24 protein-coding genes are annotated in these 22,585 nt (G+C 64.1%); 12 read left to right on the top strand and 12 right to left on the bottom strand.

Annotation, left to right across the window (positions count from 1 at the left end; genetic code table 11):
- Nucleotide 1: 1 nt before the first annotated feature.
- The 6 genes from ABFC66_RS01850 (at nucleotide 2) to pnp (ending at nucleotide 7,743) form a co-directional block, all read left to right on the top strand.
- Nucleotides 2-628 carry an RNA-binding protein gene (locus ABFC66_RS01850; RefSeq protein ID WP_346739250.1) on the top strand — a complete coding sequence of 209 codons (627 nt, stop codon included), beginning with the start codon at nucleotides 2-4 and terminating at the stop codon, nucleotides 626-628.
- Nucleotides 625-3,471 (top strand): translation initiation factor IF-2, encoded by a 2,847-nt coding sequence (gene infB / locus ABFC66_RS01845; RefSeq protein WP_346739249.1) that lies wholly within the window; start codon nucleotides 625-627, stop codon nucleotides 3,469-3,471. The genes ABFC66_RS01850 and infB overlap by 4 nt, the downstream gene beginning before the upstream one ends.
- A gap of 98 nt (nucleotides 3,472-3,569) precedes the next feature.
- Nucleotides 3,570-4,025 carry a 30S ribosome-binding factor RbfA gene (rbfA, locus tag ABFC66_RS01840; protein ID WP_346739248.1) on the top strand — a complete coding sequence of 152 codons (456 nt, stop codon included), beginning with the start codon at nucleotides 3,570-3,572 and terminating at the stop codon, nucleotides 4,023-4,025.
- Nucleotides 4,026-4,030: 5 nt separating this feature from the next.
- Nucleotides 4,031-4,957: a tRNA pseudouridine(55) synthase TruB gene (gene truB / locus ABFC66_RS01835; RefSeq protein ID WP_346739247.1), complete on the top strand. Its 927-nt coding sequence runs from the start codon at nucleotides 4,031-4,033 to the stop codon at nucleotides 4,955-4,957.
- Nucleotides 4,958-4,966: 9 nt separating this feature from the next.
- Nucleotides 4,967-5,236 (top strand): 30S ribosomal protein S15, encoded by a 270-nt coding sequence (rpsO, locus tag ABFC66_RS01830; protein WP_152214162.1) that lies wholly within the window; start codon nucleotides 4,967-4,969, stop codon nucleotides 5,234-5,236.
- A gap of 317 nt (nucleotides 5,237-5,553) precedes the next feature.
- Nucleotides 5,554-7,743, top strand: a complete 2,190-nt coding sequence (pnp, locus tag ABFC66_RS01825) for a polyribonucleotide nucleotidyltransferase (protein WP_346739246.1) — start codon at nucleotides 5,554-5,556, stop codon at nucleotides 7,741-7,743.
- Nucleotides 7,744-7,792: 49 nt separating this feature from the next.
- On the opposite strand, the gene ABFC66_RS01820 is transcribed toward pnp, so the two are convergent.
- From ABFC66_RS01820 to fabA, 4 genes are all read right to left on the bottom strand, one after another.
- The gene (locus ABFC66_RS01820) at nucleotides 7,793-8,152 is read right to left on the bottom strand and encodes a VOC family protein (RefSeq protein ID WP_346739245.1); all 360 of its coding nucleotides are present in this window, start codon (nucleotides 8,150-8,152) and stop codon (nucleotides 7,793-7,795) included.
- A 21-nt stretch (nucleotides 8,153-8,173) separates the two neighbouring features.
- The gene (gene fabI / locus ABFC66_RS01815) at nucleotides 8,174-8,989 is read right to left on the bottom strand and encodes an enoyl-ACP reductase FabI (protein WP_346739244.1); all 816 of its coding nucleotides are present in this window, start codon (nucleotides 8,987-8,989) and stop codon (nucleotides 8,174-8,176) included.
- A 91-nt stretch (nucleotides 8,990-9,080) separates the two neighbouring features.
- Nucleotides 9,081-10,304 (bottom strand): beta-ketoacyl-ACP synthase I, encoded by a 1,224-nt coding sequence (gene fabB / locus ABFC66_RS01810; protein WP_346739243.1) that lies wholly within the window; start codon nucleotides 10,302-10,304, stop codon nucleotides 9,081-9,083.
- 68 nt (nucleotides 10,305-10,372) lie between these two features.
- Nucleotides 10,373-10,891, bottom strand: coding sequence for a 3-hydroxyacyl-[acyl-carrier-protein] dehydratase FabA (gene fabA / locus ABFC66_RS01805; RefSeq protein WP_346739242.1), 519 nt, complete (start codon nucleotides 10,889-10,891; stop codon nucleotides 10,373-10,375).
- 249 nt (nucleotides 10,892-11,140) lie between these two features.
- On the opposite strand from fabA, the gene irrA reads away from it, so the two are divergent.
- The 4 genes from irrA (at nucleotide 11,141) to ABFC66_RS01785 (ending at nucleotide 14,256) form a co-directional block, all read left to right on the top strand.
- The gene (gene irrA / locus ABFC66_RS01800; protein ID WP_346739241.1) at nucleotides 11,141-11,581 is read left to right on the top strand and encodes an iron response transcriptional regulator IrrA; all 441 of its coding nucleotides are present in this window, start codon (nucleotides 11,141-11,143) and stop codon (nucleotides 11,579-11,581) included.
- Nucleotides 11,582-11,792: 211 nt separating this feature from the next.
- Nucleotides 11,793-12,212 (top strand): rubrerythrin family protein, encoded by a 420-nt coding sequence (locus ABFC66_RS01795; RefSeq protein ID WP_152214169.1) that lies wholly within the window; start codon nucleotides 11,793-11,795, stop codon nucleotides 12,210-12,212.
- Nucleotides 12,213-12,290: 78 nt separating this feature from the next.
- Nucleotides 12,291-13,640, top strand: coding sequence for a heterodisulfide reductase-related iron-sulfur binding cluster (locus ABFC66_RS01790; protein WP_346739240.1), 1,350 nt, complete (start codon nucleotides 12,291-12,293; stop codon nucleotides 13,638-13,640).
- 22 nt (nucleotides 13,641-13,662) lie between these two features.
- Entirely contained in the window at nucleotides 13,663-14,256 is a 594-nt protein-coding gene (locus tag ABFC66_RS01785; protein WP_346739239.1) for a DUF3501 family protein, read from the top strand.
- Between the two features lie 4 nt (nucleotides 14,257-14,260).
- Here the strand turns inward: ABFC66_RS01785 and ABFC66_RS01780 are convergent, their stop codons facing one another.
- Nucleotides 14,261-14,833 (bottom strand): SH3 domain-containing protein, encoded by a 573-nt coding sequence (locus tag ABFC66_RS01780; protein WP_346739238.1) that lies wholly within the window; start codon nucleotides 14,831-14,833, stop codon nucleotides 14,261-14,263.
- 259 nt (nucleotides 14,834-15,092) lie between these two features.
- On the opposite strand from ABFC66_RS01780, the gene ABFC66_RS01775 reads away from it, so the two are divergent.
- The gene (locus ABFC66_RS01775; RefSeq protein WP_346739237.1) at nucleotides 15,093-16,085 is read left to right on the top strand and encodes a D-glycerate dehydrogenase; all 993 of its coding nucleotides are present in this window, start codon (nucleotides 15,093-15,095) and stop codon (nucleotides 16,083-16,085) included.
- A gap of 60 nt (nucleotides 16,086-16,145) precedes the next feature.
- Here ABFC66_RS01775 and moeB read toward each other — a convergent pair whose 3' ends face one another.
- Complete coding sequence (gene moeB / locus ABFC66_RS01770) at nucleotides 16,146-16,949, bottom strand: molybdopterin-synthase adenylyltransferase MoeB (protein WP_346739236.1); 804 nt, start codon at nucleotides 16,947-16,949, stop codon at nucleotides 16,146-16,148.
- Between the two features lie 58 nt (nucleotides 16,950-17,007).
- A complete protein-coding gene (locus ABFC66_RS01765) occupies nucleotides 17,008-17,784 on the bottom strand; it encodes a thioesterase family protein (RefSeq protein ID WP_346739235.1) in 777 nt (258 codons plus the stop codon).
- A gap of 92 nt (nucleotides 17,785-17,876) precedes the next feature.
- Between ABFC66_RS01765 and ABFC66_RS01760 the strand changes: the two genes are divergently transcribed.
- Nucleotides 17,877-18,362: a helix-turn-helix domain-containing protein gene (locus ABFC66_RS01760; RefSeq protein ID WP_346739234.1), complete on the top strand. Its 486-nt coding sequence runs from the start codon at nucleotides 17,877-17,879 to the stop codon at nucleotides 18,360-18,362.
- Between the two features lie 4 nt (nucleotides 18,363-18,366).
- Here the strand turns inward: ABFC66_RS01760 and ABFC66_RS01755 are convergent, their stop codons facing one another.
- From ABFC66_RS01755 to coaBC, 5 genes are read right to left on the bottom strand one after another with little or no spacing between them, the layout of a single operon-like run.
- Nucleotides 18,367-19,356, bottom strand: a complete 990-nt coding sequence (locus ABFC66_RS01755) for a bile acid:sodium symporter family protein (protein ID WP_346739233.1) — start codon at nucleotides 19,354-19,356, stop codon at nucleotides 18,367-18,369.
- 40 nt (nucleotides 19,357-19,396) lie between these two features.
- The gene (cysK, locus tag ABFC66_RS01750) at nucleotides 19,397-20,359 is read right to left on the bottom strand and encodes a cysteine synthase A (RefSeq protein ID WP_346739232.1); all 963 of its coding nucleotides are present in this window, start codon (nucleotides 20,357-20,359) and stop codon (nucleotides 19,397-19,399) included.
- Nucleotides 20,360-20,383: 24 nt separating this feature from the next.
- On the bottom strand, nucleotides 20,384-20,833 hold the full coding sequence (locus ABFC66_RS01745) for an Rrf2 family transcriptional regulator (protein ID WP_346739231.1): 450 nt from the start codon (nucleotides 20,831-20,833) through the stop codon (nucleotides 20,384-20,386).
- A 12-nt stretch (nucleotides 20,834-20,845) separates the two neighbouring features.
- Complete coding sequence (gene dut, locus ABFC66_RS01740; RefSeq protein WP_346739230.1) at nucleotides 20,846-21,319, bottom strand: dUTP diphosphatase; 474 nt, start codon at nucleotides 21,317-21,319, stop codon at nucleotides 20,846-20,848.
- On the bottom strand, nucleotides 21,316-22,560 hold the full coding sequence (coaBC, locus tag ABFC66_RS01735) for a bifunctional phosphopantothenoylcysteine decarboxylase/phosphopantothenate--cysteine ligase CoaBC (RefSeq protein ID WP_346739229.1): 1,245 nt from the start codon (nucleotides 22,558-22,560) through the stop codon (nucleotides 21,316-21,318). The genes dut and coaBC overlap by 4 nt, the downstream gene beginning before the upstream one ends.
- Nucleotides 22,561-22,585 lie beyond the last annotated feature (25 nt).

Genomic DNA, 22,585 nt, shown 5'->3' with positions numbered 1-22,585 from the left:
GGTGGCGAAAAAGGCGGAAGAGCGCCGCTGCGTCGTGACGGGCGAGGTCGGACCCAAGGAGGGTCTCATCCGCTTCGTCATCGGTCCCGACGACGCTCCCGTCGCAGATCTCGGCGAGAAGCTGCCGGGACGAGGAATTTGGGTTTCCGCACGCCGCGAGGCGCTGGAAACCGCGATCCGCAAAGGTCTTTTTTCAAAGGCCGCGCGGCAAAAAGTCGAGGTGCCGGAAACGCTTGCCGACGATGTCGAGCGGCTTCTGGCGAAACGGGCGGCTGACGCCTTGGGTCTTGCCCGCAAGGCAGGCGCCCTGGTCCTCGGCTTCGAGAAGGTTCTGTCGGCGATCGGCAAAGGCGAGGTCGCCTTTCTGGTCGAGGCCCGGGACGGGTCCGAGGATGGCAGCCGCAAGGTCGCGGCCGCTCTCAGGGCCCATAATTCCGGCTCCGAAAGGGCCCAGACACCGATCCTGAGGCCGCTTTGGGCGGCTGAAATGGGTTTGGCATTGGGTCGCGCAAATGTGGTACATGCAGCCCTGACAAAAGGCAGCATGAGAGAAAAAGTCTTCGGCGACCTCGCGAGACTTGAAAGCTATGGGCGCAAAGAGCGCCCCGTACACGAAGGACTGGCATGAACGACTCGGCGGATTCGAGTGATCGCAAACTGAAGGCTTCGGGCGGCAAGACGCTGAGCCTGAACCGGACGGTCGAGTCTGGCCATGTGCGCCAGAATTTTTCCCATGGCCGTTCGAAATCGGTTGTGGTCGAGAAGAAGAAGAAGCGCACCATCAATCCCGGTGGTGCGGCTGCGCCCCAGCCCGCGCCTGAGCCTGTGGCTCCCGCCGCGGCGGCACCCGCTCCCGCGCCGACGCCTGCTGCTCCGCAAGCCACAGTGCCTGCGCCCCAACCGGCTGCTGAACCAGTCGTCGCCAAGGCGCCGGAACCGGTCGTGGAAGCGCCGGTCGTGGCCGCTCCCGCGCCGGCAGCGCCCGCGCCGGCAGCGCCCGAGCCTGCGGCGCCCGCGCCTCAGCCCGAAATCGTGCAGGCCGCTGCGCCGAAGCCTGCGGCACCCCAGCCTGCGCCTGCCGCTCCGGCCCGCGCTGCCGCCCCGGCCGGTCGTCCGGCTGCGCCTGCGGCGCCCGCTCGCGGCGGCCGCCCCGCTCCGCGCCCGACCATGCGGTCCGGCGTCGTGCTGCGCACGCTGACGGAAGAAGAAAAGAATGCCCGCGCCCTGGCGCTCGATCTCGCGCGGTCGCGCGAAAGCGAGGACCGCAAGCGCGCCGAGGAAGATACGAAGCGCCGCGCTGAGGAAGATGCGCGTCGCAAGAGAGAGCGCGAAGAAGCCGCCGCGCGCGAGGCTGAAGAAGCCGCGCGCCGCGAGACGGAAGACCTCGCCCGCAAGCGTGCTGCCGACGACGCCAAGCGCCGCCTCGACGAGGAAGCGCGCACGGGTTCCGCCCCGCGCGGTGCGGCTCTTCTCAAGGAAGAAGTTGCCGACGACGAAGACAAGCCGAAGCGCGCCCATGGCGCACCGGGCGCTGCGCCGAGCAAGGTTCCGCCCGCGCGCCGCAACGAGCCCAAGCGCCGCACCGGCAAGCTCACCATCACCAAGGCTTTCGACGACGAGAGCGAGCGTCAGCGCTCGCTCGCCTCGATGCGCCGCCGCGTGGAGCGCGAGAAGAAGAAGCTCGCCGGCGTCCACGAAGCGCCGCAGAAGGTCGTGCGCGAAGTCGTCATTCCCGAAGTCATCACCATTCAGGAACTTGCGAACCGCATGGCGGAACGCGCCGTGGACGTGATGAAGATCCTGATGAAGCAGGGCATCATGCTGAAGATCACCGATGTGATCGACAGCGACACGGCCCAGCTCGTTGCCGAAGAACTTGGTCACACGGTGAAGCGCGTTGCCGAGTCCGACGTTGAAGAAGGACTGGTGGGCGCCGCCGACGAGGACGAGCACCGCGTTCCCCGTGCGCCGGTCGTCACCGTCATGGGTCACGTCGACCACGGCAAGACCTCGCTTCTCGACGCGCTCCGCAAGACAACGGTCGCGGCAGGCGAAGCGGGCGGCATCACCCAGCATATCGGCGCCTATCAGGTCGATATGGGTTCGGGCGCCAAGATCACCTTCCTCGACACGCCCGGTCACGCCGCCTTCACGGCGATGCGTGCGCGCGGCGCGCGCGTGACGGATATCGTCATTCTCGTCGTCGCGGCGGATGACGGCGTCATGCCGCAGACCATCGAGGCGATCAATCACGCCAAGGCTGCCGGCGTGCCGATGATCATCGCCATCAACAAGATGGACAAGCCGGACGCCGACCCGACCCGCGTGAAGAACGAGCTTCTTCAGCATGAAGTTGTGGTCGAAGATTTCGGCGGCGACGTGCTTGCCGTTCCCATTTCGGCGAAGACCGGCATGGGCCTCGACAAGCTCGAGGAAGCCATTCTTCTGCAGTCCGAAATTCTCGACCTGCGCGCCAATCCCGACCGCGCTGCCGAAGGCATCATCGTCGAGGCGAAGCTCGATCGCGGCCGCGGCCCGGTCGGTACGGTTCTCATCGAACGCGGTACGCTCCGCGTCGGCGACATCATCGTCGCGGGCGCTGAATGGGGTCGTGTCCGCGCGCTGATCAACGATCGTGGCGAGAATGTCGAAAGCGCCGGTCCTTCGGTTCCTGTCGAGGTTCTCGGCCTTGGCGGCGCGCCGGAAGCGGGCGACACGCTCTCGGTGGTCGACAGCGAAGCGCGTGCGCGTGAAGTCACCGACTATCGCCAGCGCGTGCAGCGCGACAAGCGTGTCGGCACCGGCGGGCGCACCTCGCTCGACCAGATGCTCTCGCAGCTCAAGGCGAAGAACGTCAAGGAATTGCCCATCATCGTCAAAGCCGACGTGCAGGGCTCTGCCGAAGCGATCGTGCAGGCGCTCGAAAAGCTCGGCACCGACGAAGTCACCGCGCGCGTTCTTCATGCGGGTGTCGGCGGCGTGACCGAAAGCGACATCACGCTGGCGACGGCGTCGGGCGCCCCGGTCATCGGCTTCAACGTCCGCGCCAATGCGCAGGCGCGCGATGCGGCGCGTCAGGCCGGCATCGAAATCCGTTACTACGCGGTCATTTACGACCTCGTGGACGACATCAAGGCCGCCATGTCCGGCATGCTTTCGCCGGAACTGCGCGAAACCTTCCTCGGCAACGCGCAGATCCTCGAGATCTTCAATATCTCGAAGGTCGGCAAGATCGCCGGTTGCCGCGTCACCGAAGGCGTGGTCCGCCGTGGTGCGAGCGTTCGCCTGATCCGCGACGACGTCGTTGTCCACGAAGGCAAGCTCTCGACGCTGAAGCGCTTCAAGGACGAAGTGAAGGAAGTGCAGTCCGGCCAGGAATGCGGCATGGCCTTCGAGAACTATCAGGACATGCGCGCCGGCGACGTCATCGAGTGCTTCGAGGTCGAGGTGGTCAAGCGCAGCCTCGCTTGATGTGAGGCGCGTTCAATCAATCTCGTCATCCCGGGCTTGCCTCGGGGTGGCGAGATGTTTTTGAGCGACTGCTGTTTTTTCCGGACGAACCATTCGCCATGCGCAAGAAAACTCATTCCAAGCCAGGACACCGCGACGCGCGGGGCCCGAGCCAGCGCCAGCTGCGCGCGGGCGAACTCGTGCGCCGTGCATTGGCCGAGATCGTCGCTCGCGGCGATATTCAGGATCCGGAGCTGAGCAGTCGTCCGATCACCATCTCGGAAGTGCGGATGAGCCCCGATCTGCGTCACGCCGTCTGTTTCGTCGCGCCTCTGGGCGGCGGCGATGCGGTGGCGCTGGCCGATGCGCTGACCCGCGTTCGCGGTTACCTGCGCGGCCAGCTATCGCATGAAGTGACCTTCAAGTTCATGCCCGACCTTTCCTTCGAGGCGGATGTATCTTTCGACCGCGCCGAGGCGGTCGACCGGCTGCTGCATTCTCCGAAAGTTGCCCGCGACCTTGATGCGGATGATCACGACGAAGACGGCAAATCCGACGAAGACAACGGGGACTGATCTCCATGTCCCGGCGCAAGAAGGGTGAGGCGATCTCCGGCTGGGTCGTCGTCGACAAGCCTTTGGGCCTCACCTCGACCGATGTCGTCTCGCGTGTGCGCCGCCTCTTCAATGCCCAGAAGGCCGGCCATGCCGGCACCCTCGATCCGCTGGCGAGCGGCGTCCTGCCCGTGGCGCTCGGCGAGGCGACCAAGACCGTGCCCTTCATGCTCGATGCCTCGAAGCGCTACCGCTTCACGGTTCGTTTCGGTGAGGCGACCGCCACGGACGATGCCGAGGGCGTGGTGACGGCGACGAGCCCCGTCCGGCCGTCGCCGGGGGAAGTCGAAGCCGCGCTAGCCCGCTTTGTCGGTGAGATCGATCAAGTCCCACCAATTTACTCGGCCATTAAGGTCGATGGCGAGCGCGCCTATGATCTGGCCCGCGCGGGCGAAGCGGTGGAGCTCAAGGCCCGGCGTGTGACCATTCATGAGGCCCGGCTTCTCGGCTGCCCGGACGCCGACCATGCCGAGATCGAAATCCTTTGCAGCAAGGGGACTTACGTCCGCTCGCTGGCCCGCGACCTGTCGCTCGCGCTCGGCACGGTCGGCCATGTCTCGGCGCTCCGGCGGGTGGCCCATGGGCCCTTCCGGGAAGAATCCGCGATTCCGCTGGATAAACTCATGGCGTTCGGCCATATTGCGCCCGCTTCCGAAGCCTTTTCGAGGCATCTGCTGCCGCTTGAGACCGCGCTGGACGACATCCCGGCCCTGGCCATAAGCAGCGAAGACGCCTCACGTTTACGACAGGGCCAGGGAGTTTTATTGCGCGGACGCGACGCTCCGATCCTTTCGGGGCTGGTTCTGGCGACACATCGGGGACACCCGGTGGCTCTGACCGAGTACAGCCAGGGCGAACTCAAACCCGTGCGTGTTTTCAATCTCGATTCATAGGAGATACCGATGTCGATTACGCCAGAGCGCAAAGCTCAGCTGATCAAGGAATTCGGCGGCAAGGAAGGCGACACCGGTTCGCCCGAAGTGCAGGTCGCGATCCTCACCGAGCGCATCACGAACCTCACCGAGCATTTCAAGGGCCATGCGAAGGACAACCATTCGCGTCGCGGCCTTCTGAAGATGGTGAGCCTGCGTCGTTCGCTTCTCGACTACGTCAAGAAGAACGATCAGAAGCGTTACGAGTCCCTGATTTCCCGCCTGGGAATCCGGAGGTAAAAACGGGGTGATCACTTCTCCCCATGACCTTGGTTTTCGCGCGACATGCGCCGGCGTGGTTTCGACCCCGCCGGCCATGGGCGCGTCCGGGTCCGAAGAGACAATCGTCCGTCAACGGAATAAAGCTCGCGTGTGGTCCTCTCTGCCGTCGTCTCACGGCTTGAGGTCCCTCACGGCTGTGCGCGGCGCCCTTCACGCGCCCTCGCGAGCCTGAAACCGTTTATGTCCGGCCGCGACGTCAGCGGCAGAAATGGGCGCCGTCCGCCTGATGGTGGCAAGAACGCGAATAACGCGGCGGCGCGGAACAGGAAATAGATATGTTTGATATCACACGCGAAGAAATTGAATGGGGCGGCCGCAAGCTCGTCCTCGAGACCGGCAAGATCGCCCGTCAGGCGGACGGCGCCGTGCTCGCGACCTATGGCGAGACCTCCGTTCTCGCGACGGTCGTCGGCGAGCGCAAGCCGAAGCCCGGCCTCGACTTCTTTCCGCTGACTGTGAACTACCAGGAAAAGACCTACGCCGCCGGCAAGATCCCCGGCGGCTTCTTCAAGCGTGAAGGCCGTCCGAGCGAGAAGGAGACGCTGGTCTCCCGCCTCATCGACCGCCCGATCCGCCCGCTCTTTGCCAAAGGCTTCAAGAACGAGACGCAGGTGATCGCCACCGTCGTCAGCCACGACATGGAGAACGATCCCGACATCGTCGCCATGATCGCGGTTTCCGCCGCTCTCACGCTTTCGGGCCTGCCCTTCCTCGGCCCGATCGGCGGCGCGCGCGTCGGCTACATCAATGGCGAGTACAAGCTCAACCCGCTGATCGACGACATGTCGGAAAGCGATCTCGATCTCGTCGTCGCCGGTACGGCGGACGCGGTGCTGATGGTTGAATCGGAAGCGAAAGAGCTTTCGGAAGAAACCATGCTCGGCGCCGTCATGTTCGGCCACCGCGAGTTCCAGCCGGTGATCGACATGATCATCCGCATGGCCGAGAAGTGCGCCAAGGAACCGCGCGCTTTCGAAGCCAAGGACGAGTCGGAACTTGAAGGCAAGATTCGCGCGCTGGCCGAGGCCGATGTTCGCGCCGCATACGGTCTCAAGGACAAGGGCGAACGCCACGAAGCCCTCGCCAAGGCGAAGGACAAGGTCAAGGCCGCGCTCTGCAATCCGGAAGATCCCAATGCGGTTGCCGAAACGGCAGTCGGCGGCGTCTTCAAGGCGCTCGAAGCCGATGTCGTTCGCAACTCGATCCTCGACACGGGCATCCGCATCGACGGCCGCGACGTGAAGACGGTTCGTCCGATCGTTTCGGAAGTCGGCGTTCTGCCGCGTACCCACGGCTCGGCGCTCTTCACGCGCGGCGAGACGCAGGCGCTTGTCGTCTCGACGCTCGGCACGGGCGAGGATGAGCAGTTCATCGACGCGCTGGAAGGCACCTACAAGGAACACTTCCTGCTGCATTACAACTTCCCGCCCTACTCGGTGGGCGAGACGGGCCGCGTCGGCTTCACCGGCCGCCGCGAAGTCGGTCACGGCAAGCTTGCCTGGCGTGCGCTGCGCGCCGTTCTGCCGCCCAAGAACGAGTTCCCCTACACGCTCCGCGTCGTGTCGGAAATCACCGAGTCGAACGGTTCGTCCTCCATGGCGACGGTTTGCGGCTCCTCGCTCTCGCTCATGGATGCTGGCGTTCCGCTGAAGCGTCCTGTCGCGGGTATCGCGATGGGCCTCATCCTCGAAGGTGAGCGCTTCGCAGTTCTCTCCGACATTCTCGGCGACGAAGATCACCTCGGCGATATGGACTTCAAGGTGGCCGGTACGGAAGAGGGCGTGACCTCTCTCCAGATGGACATCAAGATCACCGGCATCACCGAAGGCATCATGAAGCAGGCCCTCGAGCAGGCGAAGGGCGGTCGCGTCCATATCCTGGGCGAGATGGCCAAGGCGCTCACGACGGCCCGCAGCGAGCTCGGCGAACATGCGCCGCGCATCGAAGTGATCACGGTGCCGACCGACAAGATCCGTGAAGTCATCGGTACGGGCGGTAAGGTCGTTCGCGAGATCGTCGAAAAGACGGGCGCGAAGATCGACATCTCCGACGACGGCACGATCAAGGTTGCCTCGTCCGACGGCGCTTCGATCAAGAAGGCGATCGACTGGATTCGCGGCATCGTCGCGGAGCCGGAAGTCGGCCACATCTACGAAGGCACGGTCGTGAAGGTCGTTGATTTCGGCGCTTTCGTGAACTTCTTCGGTCCGCGTGACGGCCTCGTGCACATCTCGCAGATGGCGCCGACCCGCGTCGAGAAGGTTGCCGACGTCGTCGCCGAAGGCCAGAAGGTCAAGGTGAAGCTCCTCGGCTTCGACGAGCGCGGCAAGGTTCGCCTCTCGATGAAGCATGTGAACCAGGAGACGGGCGAAGAGATCGTCTACGAGAACGAGCCTGCCGAGCAGCCGCGCGAAAAGCGCGAAGGCGGCAAGGGCGGCGATCGCAAGCGTCGCGATCGCGACTGAGCTTCGGCTGTTTCAAGCATCAAGGGCGCCGGTTCTTCCGGCGCCCTTTTTATTTGGGCTGCATCAGCTCGATGCGGTTCCCGAAGGGATCGAAGACGAAGATGCGGTCATAGCCATCGATCGGCGCGTCTTCGACCAGCCGATAGCCGCCCGCGCGCGCACGGGCGATGAGCGTTGCGAGATCGCTGGTCAGAAAGGCGATATGAGCCTTGGCCGCCGGATGGAAATCCTTGTCGACCCCGAGGTGCAGCCTGAGTGAGCCGAGTTCGAACCAGCCGCCGCCGCGGGCGGCAAGCTCCGCCGGCTTGGGAACTTCGCTGAAGCCCAGCACATCGACATAGAAGCGCCGGGCCTCTTCCTCGCCAAGGGCGGGGATCGCAATCTGAACGTGGTCTATACCGGTAAGCATCGAACCTCCGGTTACGCGTGCTCAGTTGCCGTTGTCCTGGTCGTTCGTCATTTCCTCGGCGCGCGGCAGGCCGATGATGTTGTAGCCGCCATCGACATAATGGATTTCGCCGGTGACGCGAGCGGACAGGTCGGAAAGCAGGTAAAGGCCCGCGCCGCCGACATGCTCGAGCTCGATCGTTTCCTTCAGCGCGGAATGGGTCTTGTTCCACTTGTGAACGAAGCGCGCGTCGCCGATGGCAGAGCCCGCCAGCGTCCGCATCGGGCCCGCAGAGATCGCGTTGACGCGGATGCCGTCGCGGCCGAAATCGGCGGCGAGGTAGCGGACGCTTGCTTCGAGCGCGGCCTTGGCGACACCCATGACGTTGTAGTTGGGCATTACGCGCTGCGCGCCCTCATAGGTCAGCGTCACCATCGAGCCGCCATTCGGCATCATCTCGGCGGCGCGTCGCGCGACATCGGTGAAAGAGAAGCAGGAAATATCCATCGAGCGCAGGAAGTTTTCGCGCGTCGTGTCGGCGTAGCGGCCCTTGAGCTCGCTCTTGTCGGAATAGGCGATGGCGTGAACGACGAAATCCATCGTGCCCCATTCCGCCTTGAGCGTACGGAACACGCTGTCGAGGCTCTGGCTGTCGGTCACGTCGCAAGGGAGAAGAATCTTCGATCCGACCGATTCCGCCAGCGGCTTCACGCGGCGGCCGAAGGCCTCGCCCTGAAAGGTGAAGGCCATTTCCGCGCCATGCAGCGCCAGCGCCTGCGCGATGCCCCAGGCGATGGAGTGGTCGTTCGCCACGCCCATCACGAGGCCGCGGCGACCCTTCATCAAGGGACCGCTCATCACCAAGCCTTCGCCACCTGTCTTTTGATCCGAACCGTGCATATTCGTTTTCGACCCGTCTGTTTCCAGGTTGTTTTGGCCGGCTTTTGTGTCAGCCGTTATAGCGCTGGAAGGCCAGCGTCGCGTTGGTACCGCCGAAGCCGAAGCTGTTGGAGATCGCGAGGTTGATATCCGCCCCGTCGATGCGCTCGCGCACGATGTTCGCGGCGGCAACCTCGGGGTCGATTTCGTCGATATTGGCGCTCGCCGCGATGAAACCGTTCTGCATCATCAGCAGCGTGTAGATGGCTTCATGCACGCCGGCCGCGCCCTGGGCATGGCCGGTGAGAGACTTCGTGGCGCTGATCGGTGGCGTCTTGTCGCCGAAGACTTCGAGGATCGCCTTGATCTCGGGAATGTCGCCGACCGGCGTCGAGGTCGCATGCGGATTGATGTAATCCACCGGCGCCTTCAGATCCTTGATCGCCATGCGCATGCAGCGCACCGCACCTTCGCCAGAGGGGGCGACCATGTCGGCGCCGTCCGCCGTCGCGCCATAGCCGACGAGTTCGGCATAGATCTTCGCGCCGCGCGCCTTTGCATGCTCAAGTTCTTCGAGAACCAGAATGCCACCGCCGCCCGAGATCACGAAGCCGTCGCGATCCTTGTCATAGGCGCGGCTCGCCCTTTCCGGCGTGTCGTTGCGCTTGGAGGACATTGCGCCCATGGCGTCGAAAAGAACGGAGAGCGTCCAGTCGAGTTCCTCGCCGCCGCCGGCGAACATGATGTCCTGCTTGCCCCACTGGATCATTTCGGCCGCATTGCCGATGCAATTCGCGGAGGTCGAGCAGGCGGAGCTGATGGAGTAGTTCACGCCCTTGGTCTTGTACCAGGTCGAAAGATTGGCCGAACAGGTGGACGACATGGCCTTGGGCACGGCGAAGGGGCCAACCTTCTTGGGGCCCTTGGCCGGATCGCGCGTGACATCCGCCGCGGCGACGATGGCCCTCGTCGAAGGACCGCCCGAGCCGACGATCAGGCCGGTGCGCTCATTGCTGACGTCGGAGGGTTCGAGGCCGGCATCGCGGATCGCCTGTTCCATGGCGATCGAGGCATAGGCCGCGCCATCGCCCATGAAGCGGCGTGCGCGCCTGTCGACGGCGGCGTCGAGATCGATCTTCAGGCTGCCATGAACCTGGCTGCGAAAGCCCATCTCGGCATAGGTGTCGGATTTGACGATGCCGGAACGGCCTTCACGCAGGCTGGCGAGAACTTCCTGCGTATTGTTGCCGATCGAGGAGACGATCCCCATGCCGGTGACGACCACTCGTCTCATGGCAGCCTCATTGTTGGTGTTAATGGGTTCGTATGAATGGCTTCGTGTGAATGGACTTGCCGCCTCCGTCAGGCCGGCTGATCTTCCGCGGAGAGCCCAACCCTCATGTCACTGATCGTATAGGCAAGCTCGCCATCCGCAAGGATGGTGCAATCGGCAACGCCGAGCACGAGGCGGCGATTGATCACACGCTTCAACTGAATGATGTATTCGATCTTCTTCACGGCGGGCGTGACCATGGCGGAGAATTTCACTTCGCCGACGCCGAGCGCGCGGCCCTTGCCCTTGCCGCCGATCCAGCCAAGGAAGAAGCCGAGCAGCTGCCATGCGCCGTCGAGGCCGAGGCAGCCCGGCATGATCGGGTCGCCCTCGAAATGGCAGGGGAAGAACCAGAGATCCGGGTGGATGTCGAACTCGGCCTTGATGAGGCCCTTGTCGTGGTCGCCGCCCTTGTCCGAGATATGCGTGATCCGCGAGATCATCAGCATCGGAGGCAGGGGAAGTTGCGCATTTCCGGGGCCGAACATGCGACCATGGCTGCATTCGAGAAGATCTTCGTAGGTGTAACTCGACTTTTGCTCAGCCATACCCCGTCCGCTCAACTATGCCCTTCTCTTCGGCTCTCATGCGAGCGAAGGGGCTATCCCCGGCTTAAGGGCAAGGCTCTTTCCCTACCCCGGTTTCCTCGACGCGCTTCCTAACATATAGGGAGGCTGGCGGAAACCCACGCGATATGCGCCAGAAAGCCCTGTCTTGACAAAAGCGTGACCGTGACTACATTTTGGACATTGTAATCATTACAAACTGGCGCCCGTTCGGCATGAACGAGCAAAAGGATGAAGCCCGTGACCCAGGATCGGCCCTATAGCCAGACGCTCACCCGCTTGCGGGAAGCAGGCCTGCGCCCGACCCGCCAGCGCCTCGCGCTGGGCCGCCTTCTGTTCGATGGCGGCGACCGTCACGTCACGGCTGAAGCCCTTCACGAGGAAGCACAGGCGGCTGGCGTCAGCGTTTCGCTGGCCACGGTCTACAACACGCTTCACCAGTTCACGGAAGCCCATCTGCTGCGCGAAGTCGTGGTGGATAGCGCGCGCACCTATTTCGACACCAATGTCAGCGATCACCACCATTTCTTCCTCGAGAATTCGGGCTCGCTGATGGATATCGACGGCAACAAGATTGCCATTACGGGCCTGCCCCAGGCGCCGGACGGCACGGATGTCGCCCGCGTCGACGTCATCGTGCGTCTCCAGGGAACGCCCCGCGCCGCCGAATAAGACATTCGGTAGCTGCGAACCTTTCTCATATTTAGAATTATTCTAAGCTGTTGACCGCTCGCGGCCAGCGGCATTATGCTTTTCCTCAACCGCCTCCCCGGGCGGTGGCCGGACGGGGCTTCCCGCTCCGAAAACCGGCCAGAACTCCAACAGGCAGGCCGTCGGACAGGCGCTCAACCTGTCCCGGACGGCAAGGAAAGGTGAGGAACCCATGTCGTCGCTCGCAAAATCCAAAACGCTCGACAATCTGAAGGCGGCCTTCGCCGGCGAGAGCCAGGCGAACCGTCGCTATCTCTATTTCGCCCAGAAGGCCGATGTCGAAGGCTACAACGACGTCGCCGCCGTGTTCCGTTCGACCGCGGAAGGCGAGACGGGCCATGCGCACGGCCATCTGGAATTCATGGAGTCGGTTGGCGACCCGGCCACGGGTGAGCCCATCGGACCGACCAATCTCAACCTCAAGGCCGCCATCGTCGGCGAGACGCACGAATACACCGACATGTATCCGGGCATGGCGCGCACGGCGCGTGAGGAAGGCTTCGACGAGATCGCCGACTGGTTCGAAACGCTGGCCAAGGCTGAGAAGAGCCATGCCGGCCGTTTCCAGAAGGCACTCGACAGCCTCGCCTGAGCGCTGAAAAAAATCGCGAGGGAGACGGGCGTGAGCCCGCCTCCCATTCGCGGCCGGAAGAAACTCGGGAGGGATTGAATGAAAGAAGGCAGCACCGAAGCGCCGACACGCCATCCGATCGATTGGCAGAACCCGGACTTCTATGATCTCGACAAGCTCGATGTGGAGTTGCGCCGGGTCTTCGACATTTGTCACGGCTGCCGCCGCTGCTTCAATCTCTGCGACAGTTTTCCGCGTCTCTTCGATCTGGTCGACGCCTCGCCGACCGGCGAACTCGATGAGGTGAAGTCGGAGGACTTCGCGCCCGTCATCGAAGCCTGCACGCTTTGCGACATGTGCTTCATGACAAAGTGCCCCTACGTGCCTCCGCATGAATTCAATCTCGACTTCCCGCATCTGATGCTGCGCTATCGCGCCGCCGAGGCGAAGCACGAGGGACATTATCCCTTCGTGCCGGGGCAGCTCGGACAGACCGATCGCAACGGCACGCTTGCCGCGCCCGTGGCGCCGCTGGCGAACTGGGGCTCGGCGCGCGGCAACAAGCTGACGCGGCCCGTGCTCGAAAAGCTGGCCGGCATCGACGCCCGCGTCGAGCTGCCGAAGTTCTACGGCAAGACGTTCGCCATGCGCGCGAAGGCGCAGGACAGGAACGGCGAGGCCGCACCGAAGGATGCGCCCGCGAAAGGCCGCAAGGCGGCGCTCTTTGCCACCTGCTTCGTCAATTACAACAATCCGCAAGTGGGCGAAGCGGCGCGAAAGGTGCTGGCGCATAATGGCGTTGAAACCATCGTCGCCTATCCGGGCTGCTGCGGCATGCCCTATCTCGAGCAGGGCAATCTCGCCAAGGTGGCGGAGCAGGCCGAAAAGGTTTCGCGCGAAATGTGCGAGCTGATCGACAAGGGCTACGACATCGTCACGCTGACGGCGTCCTGCGGGCTGATGTTCAAGTTCGAATGGCCGCTCATTCTTCCCGACAATGCCGACGTTCGGAAGCTTGCGCGGGCGACCTATGACATCGACGAATATGTCGTCGACATCGCGAAGAAAGAGGGCTTGGCGCCTGGCCTCAAGCCGGTCGCTGGCGGTGTCACCGCGCATCTCGCCTGCCATGCCCGCGCGCAGAACATGGGCCCAAAATCCGCCGAGATGATGAGGCTCATTCCGGAAACGAAAGTCGATGTGGTGGAGCGGTGCTCCGGCCACGGAGGAACGTTCGGCGTGATGAAGGGAACCTTCGATCTGGCGATGAAGGTCGGCAAGCCCGCCGCGCGCAGCGTTGCCAAGACAGGCAACAAATACGTCACTTCCGATTGCCCGCTTGCCGGAAAGCACCTTGCGCAGGAAATCGAGACACTGGGCGAGGCGCAGGTGCCGAAAGTCCAGCATCCGATCGAGATCATGGCCCGCGCCTGGGGCCTCCTCGAATAAGAACAAGAAGTGGAGCGAACAAATGCCTGCATCCAGACGCATCATTGAACGCAGCGACATTCTCGCTCCCGAGACCTATGCGCGCGAGCGCAAGGAACGGCGCGCCGCGATCACCGCGCTGAAGAAGAACCGCCGCGTTGCTGTTGGGCCTTACGCGACCTTCTACTTCGAGAACTACGACACGATGTTCCAGCAGACCCACGAGATGCTCTACATCGAGAAGGGCGGCGAGGAGCAGATTGCCGACGAGCTGGCCGCTTATAATCCGCTGATCCCCAAGGGGGACGAACTCGTCGCGACGCTGATGTTTGAGATCGACGACGAGGTGCGCCGCGACAAGGAACTCCGCCGCCTCACCGGCGTCGAGGATCACATCTATATCGATGTCGGCGGCTTGCGGGTGACGGCAGTGCCGGAAGGCGATGTCGAGCGCACCAAGTCGGACGGCAAGACGTCATCGGTTCACTTCCTGCATTTCCCGTTCAAGCTGCAGGAGATCGAGAAGTTCCGCGATCCGGCAACGCAGGTGATCATCGCCATCGCACATCCGAATTACGGACACATGGCGCTTCTGTCGCCCGACACCCGCGCGGCTCTGGCGGCGGATTTCGCGTAACGCGCTATTCGAAGTCTTCGCCGGAATAGGTGCCCCAGATCGACCCGCGTTCAACCCAGCCTTCATAGCCGCTGGCCTTCAGCTCACACCAGGCGGCCTTGCAGGCCTTGATCTGCGCGATGACGCCCGGCTCCGCATAGGCGACGATGCCTGCGTTCGGATTGGGTTCGGTGAGCAGCGCGACGGGCTCGCCCTTGCCCGTCCTGTTTTCGACGATGGCGGTACGGCGTCCGTCGAGCATCGAATGCCAGACCCAGCCGACATCGCCCTCGCGGTCACGAATGCGGCGCCAGCGATCGGACTCCGCCGTGATCTCGACGGGCAGGCCCTTTTTTTCGAAGACCCATTCGATCGGATAATCGTCGCCGGGCCCGCGCCGGACGTTGATGCGGCCGGATTTGAGGCTGACGAAGCGCGGCACCGGCAGACCCGAGGTCGGGCCGGTCATGCGCTTCGGCGGCGTCGCGGCTGCGGACTCGGGCGGCAGGATCTGCTGCGCGGCGGCGGGTTTTTCCGTCTTTGCAGTCTTGGCCTCTGCGGGAGAGAGAGCGGCGCCCAGCAACAGGCACAGGGCCACGCCTCCGGCCTTGCGAAGGACGGAGCCGACGTCATGTCGATGAGGCCGGTGAGTGGCGATGATGGCTGCTTCCCCTTGCGTGACCTTGCACCTTTATGACAAGGGCGCAGCGACCGGGTCAAGGCGGGATGGGAGCATTGTGGAAAGGCGCGAGAACAGCTTTGTCCGCGCCCTCGCCCTCTGCTAGACAAGAGGCAGGCAGAGCTTGCGCCGGCGCAGGCTCTAGCAACATGTTTCGTAGCGACCAGGCGTTCCGCGCATGACCCAGAAGAAGCCGCTCGTCATCGTCACCAGAAAGCTCCCCGAAGTCATCGAGGCGCGCATGGACGAGCTCTTCAATGTCCGACTGAACAGCGACGACCATCCGATGACGACGGCGGAACTCGTCGCCGCCGTGCGCGAGGCCGATGTGCTCGTCCCCACCGTCACCGACCGGATCGACGCGAAGGTGCTGGCGCAGGTCGGCCCGCAGCTCCGCCTCATCGCGCAGTTCGGCACCGGCGTCGACAATATCGACGTCGAGACGGCGCGCCGCCGCGGCATTACGGTCACGAATACGCCCGGCGTGCTCACCGAAGATACCGCCGACATGACCATGGCGCTGATCCTCGCCGTGCCGCGCCGCCTCGCGGACGGTGCGCGTTATCTGCGCGACCACAATGGAGAATGGCCGGGCTGGTCGCCGACATGGATGCTCGGCCGCCGCATCTTCGGCAAGCGTCTCGGCATCATCGGCATGGGCCGGATCGGGCAGGCGGTGGCGCGTCGCGCCCGCGCCTTCGGTCTCGAGATCCATTACCACAACCGCAAGCCCGCCAATGCCGTGATCGAGAAGGAACTCGAAGCGACCTATTGGGAAAGCCTCGACCTGATGCTTTCCAAGGTCGATATCGTCTCGGTCAACTGTCCGCATACGCCAGCGACCTATCACCTTGTGAATGCCCGGCGTCTGAAGCTGATGCGGCCCGACAGCTATATCGTCAACACCGCACGCGGCGAGGTGATCGACGAGAATGCGCTCGCCCGGGCGCTGGAGGCCGGAGAAATCGCAGGCGCCGGCCTCGACGTGTTCGAGCAGGAGCCCAAGGTCAATCCGCGTCTCCTCGGCCTCGACAATGTGGTCCTGCTTCCGCACATGAGTTCGGCCACCATCGAAGGCCGCGTCGAGATGGGCGGCAAGGTCATCGTCAACATCAAGACCTTCATGGACGGTCACCGTCCGCCCGACCGGGTGATCCCGGCAATCATGTAATTTTCGCAATCCATCCCTGCCTCGCGCGAAAGCGCGATCTTTCGGGCTGGCTGCAGGGCTTCAGGCGTGTGCGCTCAAATCCCTGATCGAGGGATTGTCGCCCGAAAGCGGGTTCCTGGGATCGTGCGGAAGGCGCACGGTGCGGAAGCGCGTATCGAGCGCGTCATAGATGAGCAGCCGTCCGGCAAGGCTCGTTCCGGCGCCGGTGATTTCCTTGATGACTTCGAGCGCCATCATCGAGCCGATGACGCCCGTAAGCGCGCCCAGCACGCCTGTTTCCTCGCAGGCCGGAATGCTGCCGGGCGGCGGCGCTTCGCCGACGAGATCGCGATAATTGGCAAGGGGCTTTCCCTCTGCGTCGCGCTCATAGGACCTGAAGGTTGCAATCTGTCCCTCGAAGGGGCCGACGGCGCCGGAAACGAGCGGCACCTTCGCCAGATGGCAGGCATCGTTGACGAGAAAGCGTGTCGGGAAATTGTCGCAGCCATCGGCCACGATGTCGTAGCGCGAGATGATGTCGAGCGCGTTGGCGGCGTTGAGCTTGAGTTGATGCGCTTCGACCTTCACATCGGGATTGATGCGGGCGAGGCTTTCGCTCGCGCTCTCGACCTTGGGCCGCCCGACATTGCCGGTGTCGTGAATGATCTGGCGTTGCAGATTGGACAGCGACACCGTGTCGTGATCGACGATACCGAGCGTGCCGACGCCCGCCGCCGCCAGATACATGAGGCATGGCGCGCCGAGCCCGCCCGCGCCGATGACGAGCACGCGGGCGTTGAGAAGTTTCTGCTGGCCGGGCCCGCCGATCTCCTTGAGGACGATGTGGCGGGCATAGCGTTCGAGCTGGGCATCTGATAGCGGCATTTCTGTTCTCCGCCCCCTTTGCGCCATGCGGAGGGCGCGCTGTCAATGCCGCCCGCGATCAGTGCGGCGTCAGCACCACCGTCTGGCAGGCGCGGCCGATCGGGCCTCTCTCATCATAAAGCTTCGAGTCCGTGAGGCCGAGCCCGTTGTCCCGCCAGTCGGATTCCGGCGTCACGCCGATCCAGCGGCCGACAGGCGGACGAGAGATATGAACCACGACATCGATATTGGGAAAGCCCCAGCGCGGCGGCCAGAACTCGGTGCCTGAAAGCCAGTAGGGCGTGCCATTGTCGGCAAAGGCGAAGACGTTTGCGAGCGGCGCCTCGAAAGGCACCATGGGCCGCTTCATCCGGCCCCACTTCGTGCCATTGCCATCGTCGCGGACGTCGAGCGCGTCGAAAAAGGTCGTGCGCGATTGCGGGCCGCGCGCACCCCAGATGGGAAGCGCGGAGGGATCGAACGGCGCGGGTGCCGCCGCGACGCGGTTGAGTTCCGGCAGCGAGATCGGCTTCACGAATGCGGCGGAGGCCTTTGCGATGAGCTTGCCGTCTGCCCGGAGCGTCGCTTCGAGCATGGCGACGCGCCCGCCGGAGCGCAGCACCTCGATCTTCGTTTCGAGCTTTTCGAGCGGCGCTGGGCGCAGGATCAGCACGGAGGCGGTCATGGCCTGGCCCCAATCCTCTTCGCGGGCGCGCTCTTCCATCGCCGCCACGAGAAGGCCGGAGACCGCGCCGCCATGAAGGCCGCGGAAGGCCCCTGCCGCCTCCACATGCGGCTGCCAAAAGGTGCCGTCGCGCGTGAAAACCGGCTCCAGTTTTGTGTCGATGACGTTCATGGCGCACACTCCCCAGGACAAGAATACCGGCCGAAAGTGGGTTCCAAAAGAGAACCTGTCAAGGTAATCTCCTGTTCAAAGGAGAACGGGTCATGCGCTGGGAAGATCTGGACCGCGAGCATTGCTCGCTCGCCCGCACGCTTTCGGTGGTCGGCGACCGCTGGACGCTGATGGTCTTGCGCGAATGTTTTCTGGGAATGCGCCGCTTCGAGGAATTCGAGGCGCGCCTTGGCATCGCCAGGCATGTGCTGGCCGACCGGCTGAAGAAGCTTGCCGAGGCGGGCGTCCTCGCCAAGCACGCCTATCAGGAACGTCCCCGCCGCGAGGAATACCGCCTCACGGAAAAGGGCCTCGATCTCTACCCCGCGATCCTTGGACTGGTGCAATGGGGCGACCGCTACATGGCAGGCGCTGAAGGCGCGCCCCTCGTCCGCGTGCACAAGACATGCGGCAAGGTGATGGACGGTGTGGTCGTCTGCTCGGAATGCGGCGAGCCGGTGCAGGCGCGCGATATTCGCGTCGAGGCGGGGCCTGGCGCCGGCGACGAGACGCTGCCGAGGCCCGTCCGCGCCGGCTGAGGCGTCAGGCCTTGGCGGGCTCGGTGATCGGATCGCGCGAATAGCGGCTTGCGATCACGCTCACGATCAGCAGCTGGAAGAAGTGAAAGAGCATCAGCGGCGCGATGATGAGGCCGAGCGCCGGTGTGGCGCCGAACATGACCTTCGACAGCGGAACGCCCGTCGCCAGCGACTTTTTCGAGCCGCAGAAGAGGCAGGCGATCGTGTCTTCCCGGTCGAGGCCGATCAGCTTCGATGGAATCTTCAGCAGCTCGTAGATGATGAAGAACAGAACGATCACGCCGGCAATCATGCCGACGAGAAGCGAAGCGTCATGACTGCTCCAGATGCCTGCGCTGATGGAGTCGCAGAAGGAGTTGTAGACGATCGCGAGAATGACCGCGCGGTCGCAGATCTTCAGCCATGAGCCGTTGCGCTTGGCCCATTCGGAAAGCCAGCGATGGGCGATCTGGCCGACTGCCGTGGGCACCAGAACGAGCAGCACGACCTTGGTGATGACGCTTTCCAGCGGCAGCGACTGACCGGTCGAGTGCATGTACCAGGCCATGAGCAGCGGCGTGATGAATACGCCGAGAAAAGCCGAGAGCGTCGCATTGAAGATGGCGACCGGCACATTACCGCGCGCCAGCGAGGTCATGGCGACGGAAGAGGAAACGGTGCTTGGAAGCGCGGCGATGTAGAAAAAGCCGAGCCAGACTTCAGGCGGGAAGGCGTCCTTGAGGAAATAGCCGGCGATCAGGACGACGATCGGGAAGAGCACGAAGGTCCCGAGCTGGACTGTGACATGCACCTTCCAGCGGGTGAGGCCCGCCCGCATTTTCTCCGGCGACAGCGTCAATCCGTAGAGAAAGAAGACGACCACGAGGCCGTACTTCGCGACCCACTCCACGTGGAGTGGGCCGCCCGTAACACCCGGCGCCGACCACAAGGCAGCGGCGGCGACGACGAAAACGAGGGCGAGCAGAAACCAATCGAGACCGAACTTTTGCAACATTCTTCCGCGCGCCCGAGTACTGAAACTTGAAACCGGGTTTTTATAGCCCGTCGAAAAGCGCTGTCGAGAGATAACGTTCCGCAAAAGACGGAATGATGGCGACGATGGTCTTGCCCTTCATGTCCGGTCGCGTTCCGACCTCAAGGGCCGCCGCAATGGCCGCGCCCGAGGAAATGCCGCAAGGAATACCCTCGAGCTTCGCGGCCTTGCGGGCCGTTTCGAAGGCGGTTTCATTGCCGATCGTGATGACTTCGTCGATCAGCGTGCGGTCGAGGTTGCCCGGGACAAAGCCGGCGCCGATGCCCTGAATCTTGTGCGGGCCGGGCTGGCCGCCGGAAAGCACGGGGCTGTCTTCCGGCTCGACCGCGATCATGCGGAAGCCGGGCTTGCGCGGCTTCAGCACAGAACCGATGCCGGTGAAGGTGCCGCCAGTGCCGACGCCCGAGATCACCGCATCGACCTTGCCATGCGTGTCGTTCCAGATTTCCTCGGCCGTGGTGCGGCGGTGGATTTCGGGATTGGCCGGGTTGTCGAACTGCTGGGGGCTGACCGAATTCGGGTGTTCGCGCATCAGCTCCTCGGCGCGGGCGATGGCGCCCTTCATGCCCTTTTCGGCGGGCGTCAGCTCGATCTGCGCGCCGAGCAGGGCGAGCATCTTGCGGCGCTCAATCGACATGCTTTCCGGCATGCAGAGGATCAGCTTGTAGCCCTTGGCCGCGCAGACGAAGGCGAGCGCGATGCCGGTATTGCCGGAGGTCGGCTCAATGATGACGGTGTCCTGCCTGATCTTGCCCTGGGCCTCCAGCGCCTCGATCATCGCGGCGCCAATGCGGTCCTTGACGCTGGCCAGCGGGTTGAAGAATTCGAGCTTGAGGAAGATGTCGGCAACGGCACCAGCCTCTTTCGCCAGGCGATTGAGCCGGACGAGCGGCGTATCGCCAATGGTCTCGATGATGTTGTCGTAAGTCCGGCCACGGCCGGGCACTTTCTTCGCTTCGCTCATGTTGGGCTCCTGCTTGGTCTGCGTTCAGATCGTGAAATCGGCGGCTGGCGCTTCGCTTGCGGCGGTCGCGCTTTCGGCCCTGCGGCAAAGATCGTCAATTGTGATCTTCTCCAGGCGCTCCATCAAATCCCTCTGCACTTCCTCCCAGAGCGGCGCAATGACGCGCTCGCCAAGCTCGGAAGGGCCTGTCGTCACCGGATCGTCGGCGGACTCCATGGCGCCGACGACGCGCACGACCTCGCCCACCGTGATGCGGCGCCGCTCGCGGGCAAGCCGGTAGCCGCCGCGCGGACCGCGCACGCCTTTGAGGATGCCGGCATGGACGAGCTGCTGCATCACCTGTTCGAGATAGCGCTGCGGAATACCCTGCCGCTTGGTGATTTCCTTCGACTGCACCGGGTCGGGCCGCGCATTGATCGCGACATCGACCACCGCTTCAAGCGCGAGCCACGTCTTCTTGGACAAGCGTAGCATGATGGCTCCCCCTCAATTGCCTCTGGCGGCCGTGCCGGTCGAGCCGAAGCCGCCCGCGCCGCGCACCGTTTCGTCGAGGCTTTCGACCTCGGCAAGGACCGCTTGCGTCACCGGCGCCACGACCATCTGCGCGATGCGCGTTCCGCGCGTGATGACGAAGGGCTCGGCACCGAGATTGACCAGAATGACCTTCACCTCGCCGCGATAGTCGCAGTCGATCGTGCCGGGCGAATTGAGAACGGTGACGCCGTTCTTGGCGGCAAGGCCCGAGCGCGGACGCACCTGCGCCTCGAAGCCGGTCGGCAGCGCGATGGCAAGGCCGGTCGGCACCAGCGCGCGCGCGCCGGGGGCAAGCGTCAGCGGCTCCGCTTCATCCACGGCCGCCAGAAGGTCCATGCCCGCCGCGCCTTCCGTCTCGTAGCGCGGCAATGCGAGGCCGTTGCTATGCGGCAGTCTTTGCACCGCGACGCGGATCGAACCCGTCATGCCTTTTTACCCTTGTCCGTGAAATGCGCGAGAATCCGCCGCGCGAGCCGCTCAGCGACGGCCTGCTTCGGCAGCAGCGGCCAGTCTTCCTGGCCGTCGCGCGTAATGAGATGAACCGTGTTGAGTTCGCCGCCCATCACGCCGGTCTCCGGCGAGACGTCGTTGGCGACGATCCAGTCGCAGCCCTTGCGGGCGCGCTTGGCCACCGCGTGCTCGATGACCTTTTCCGTCTCCGCCGCGAAGCCGACGACGAGCGGCGGCCGGTTTGCGGTGAGCTTTGAAATCGTGGCGAGAATGTCCGGGTTTTCGACGAGCCTGAGTTCCGGCGCGCCGGCGCCCGGCTCCTTCTTGATCTTCTGCGTCGCATCGACGTCGACGCGCCAGTCGGCGACGGCGGCCGCGCAGACCGCGACATCGACCGGCAGCGAAGCTTCGCAGGCCGCCAGCATCTCGCGCGCCGTCTCGACATTCTTCACGGTGACACCGGGCGGCGGTGGCAGATTGGTCGGGCCCGAAACGAGAACGGTTTCCGCGCCGAGACGCGCGAGCGCCGTTGCGATGGCATAGCCCTGCTTGCCCGACGAACGATTGGCGAGATAGCGCACGGGATCGATGGGCTCATGCGTCGGGCCGGAAGTCACCAGCGCCTTGACGCCCTTGAGCGGCAACTCGCCCTTGAAGGCGTTTTCCGAGAAATGCTGCTCGATGGCGGCGAGGATTTCCGCGGGTTCCGCCATGCGGCCCGGCCCATATTCATTGCAGGCCATCGGGCCTTCATTCGGTCCGACGATCTCGATGCCATCGGCCATGAGCTGTTCGAGATTGCGCTGTGTCGCACGGTGGGCCCACATCCGCACATTCATGGCGGGGGCGATCAGCACCGGCTTGTCGGTGGCAAGCAGCGTCGTGGTGGCGAGGTCGCCCGCAAGCCCGTTCGCCATCTTGGCCATGAGGTCGGCGGTGGCGGGTGCGACGACCAGCAGGTCCGCGTCGCGCGACAGCTCGATATGGCCGATCTCGGCCTCGCGCGTCAGGTCGAAAAGCGACTGGAAGACTGGCTCGCCCGTCAGCGTGGCCACCGAGAGCGGCGTCACGAACTGGGCCCCGGCCTCGGTCAGGATGGTGCGCACCCGCGCTCCCTTGTCCCGCAACCGGCGGATCAGTTCGAGGCACTTATAGGCGGCGATCCCGCCCCCGATAATGAGGAGGATGCGGCGGTTCTGAAGCGCGCTGTCACTCACGGAATGAAAACTCCGGCTTTGGCAG

Origin of the sequence: Parvibaculum sp., from assembly GCF_039680535.1 — a bacterium.
Lineage (GTDB): Bacteria > Pseudomonadota > Alphaproteobacteria > Parvibaculales > Parvibaculaceae > Parvibaculum.
This window is presented reverse-complemented; position numbering and strand designations above follow the sequence as displayed.

Bases quoted from the DNA above. Each gene is read 5' to 3' on its own strand.
- cysK (WP_346739232.1), bottom strand. From the start codon at position 20,359: ATGAGCGAAGCGAAGAAAGTGCCCGGCCGTGGCCGGACTTACGACAAC.
- ABFC66_RS01795 (WP_152214169.1), top strand. From the start codon at position 11,793: ATGTCGTCGCTCGCAAAATCCAAAACGCTCGACAATCTGAAGGCGGCC.
- fabI (WP_346739244.1), bottom strand. From the start codon at position 8,989: ATGAGCGGTCCCTTGATGAAGGGTCGCCGCGGCCTCGTGATGGGCGTG.
- ABFC66_RS01760 (WP_346739234.1), top strand. From the start codon at position 17,877: ATGCGCTGGGAAGATCTGGACCGCGAGCATTGCTCGCTCGCCCGCACG.
- fabB (WP_346739243.1), bottom strand. From the start codon at position 10,304: ATGAGACGAGTGGTCGTCACCGGCATGGGGATCGTCTCCTCGATCGGC.
- ABFC66_RS01785 (WP_346739239.1), top strand. From the start codon at position 13,663: ATGCCTGCATCCAGACGCATCATTGAACGCAGCGACATTCTCGCTCCC.
- infB (WP_346739249.1), top strand. From the start codon at position 625: ATGAACGACTCGGCGGATTCGAGTGATCGCAAACTGAAGGCTTCGGGC.
- ABFC66_RS01820 (WP_346739245.1), bottom strand. From the start codon at position 8,152: ATGCTTACCGGTATAGACCACGTTCAGATTGCGATCCCCGCCCTTGGC.
- dut (WP_346739230.1), bottom strand. From the start codon at position 21,319: ATGACGGGTTCGATCCGCGTCGCGGTGCAAAGACTGCCGCATAGCAAC.
- pnp (WP_346739246.1), top strand. From the start codon at position 5,554: ATGTTTGATATCACACGCGAAGAAATTGAATGGGGCGGCCGCAAGCTC.
- ABFC66_RS01745 (WP_346739231.1), bottom strand. From the start codon at position 20,833: ATGCTACGCTTGTCCAAGAAGACGTGGCTCGCGCTTGAAGCGGTGGTC.
- ABFC66_RS01790 (WP_346739240.1), top strand. From the start codon at position 12,291: ATGAAAGAAGGCAGCACCGAAGCGCCGACACGCCATCCGATCGATTGG.
- rbfA (WP_346739248.1), top strand. From the start codon at position 3,570: ATGCGCAAGAAAACTCATTCCAAGCCAGGACACCGCGACGCGCGGGGC.
- truB (WP_346739247.1), top strand. From the start codon at position 4,031: ATGTCCCGGCGCAAGAAGGGTGAGGCGATCTCCGGCTGGGTCGTCGTC.
- fabA (WP_346739242.1), bottom strand. From the start codon at position 10,891: ATGGCTGAGCAAAAGTCGAGTTACACCTACGAAGATCTTCTCGAATGC.
- moeB (WP_346739236.1), bottom strand. From the start codon at position 16,949: ATGCCGCTATCAGATGCCCAGCTCGAACGCTATGCCCGCCACATCGTC.
- irrA (WP_346739241.1), top strand. From the start codon at position 11,141: ATGAAGCCCGTGACCCAGGATCGGCCCTATAGCCAGACGCTCACCCGC.
- ABFC66_RS01765 (WP_346739235.1), bottom strand. From the start codon at position 17,784: ATGAACGTCATCGACACAAAACTGGAGCCGGTTTTCACGCGCGACGGC.
- ABFC66_RS01775 (WP_346739237.1), top strand. From the start codon at position 15,093: ATGACCCAGAAGAAGCCGCTCGTCATCGTCACCAGAAAGCTCCCCGAA.
- rpsO (WP_152214162.1), top strand. From the start codon at position 4,967: ATGTCGATTACGCCAGAGCGCAAAGCTCAGCTGATCAAGGAATTCGGC.
- ABFC66_RS01755 (WP_346739233.1), bottom strand. From the start codon at position 19,356: ATGTTGCAAAAGTTCGGTCTCGATTGGTTTCTGCTCGCCCTCGTTTTC.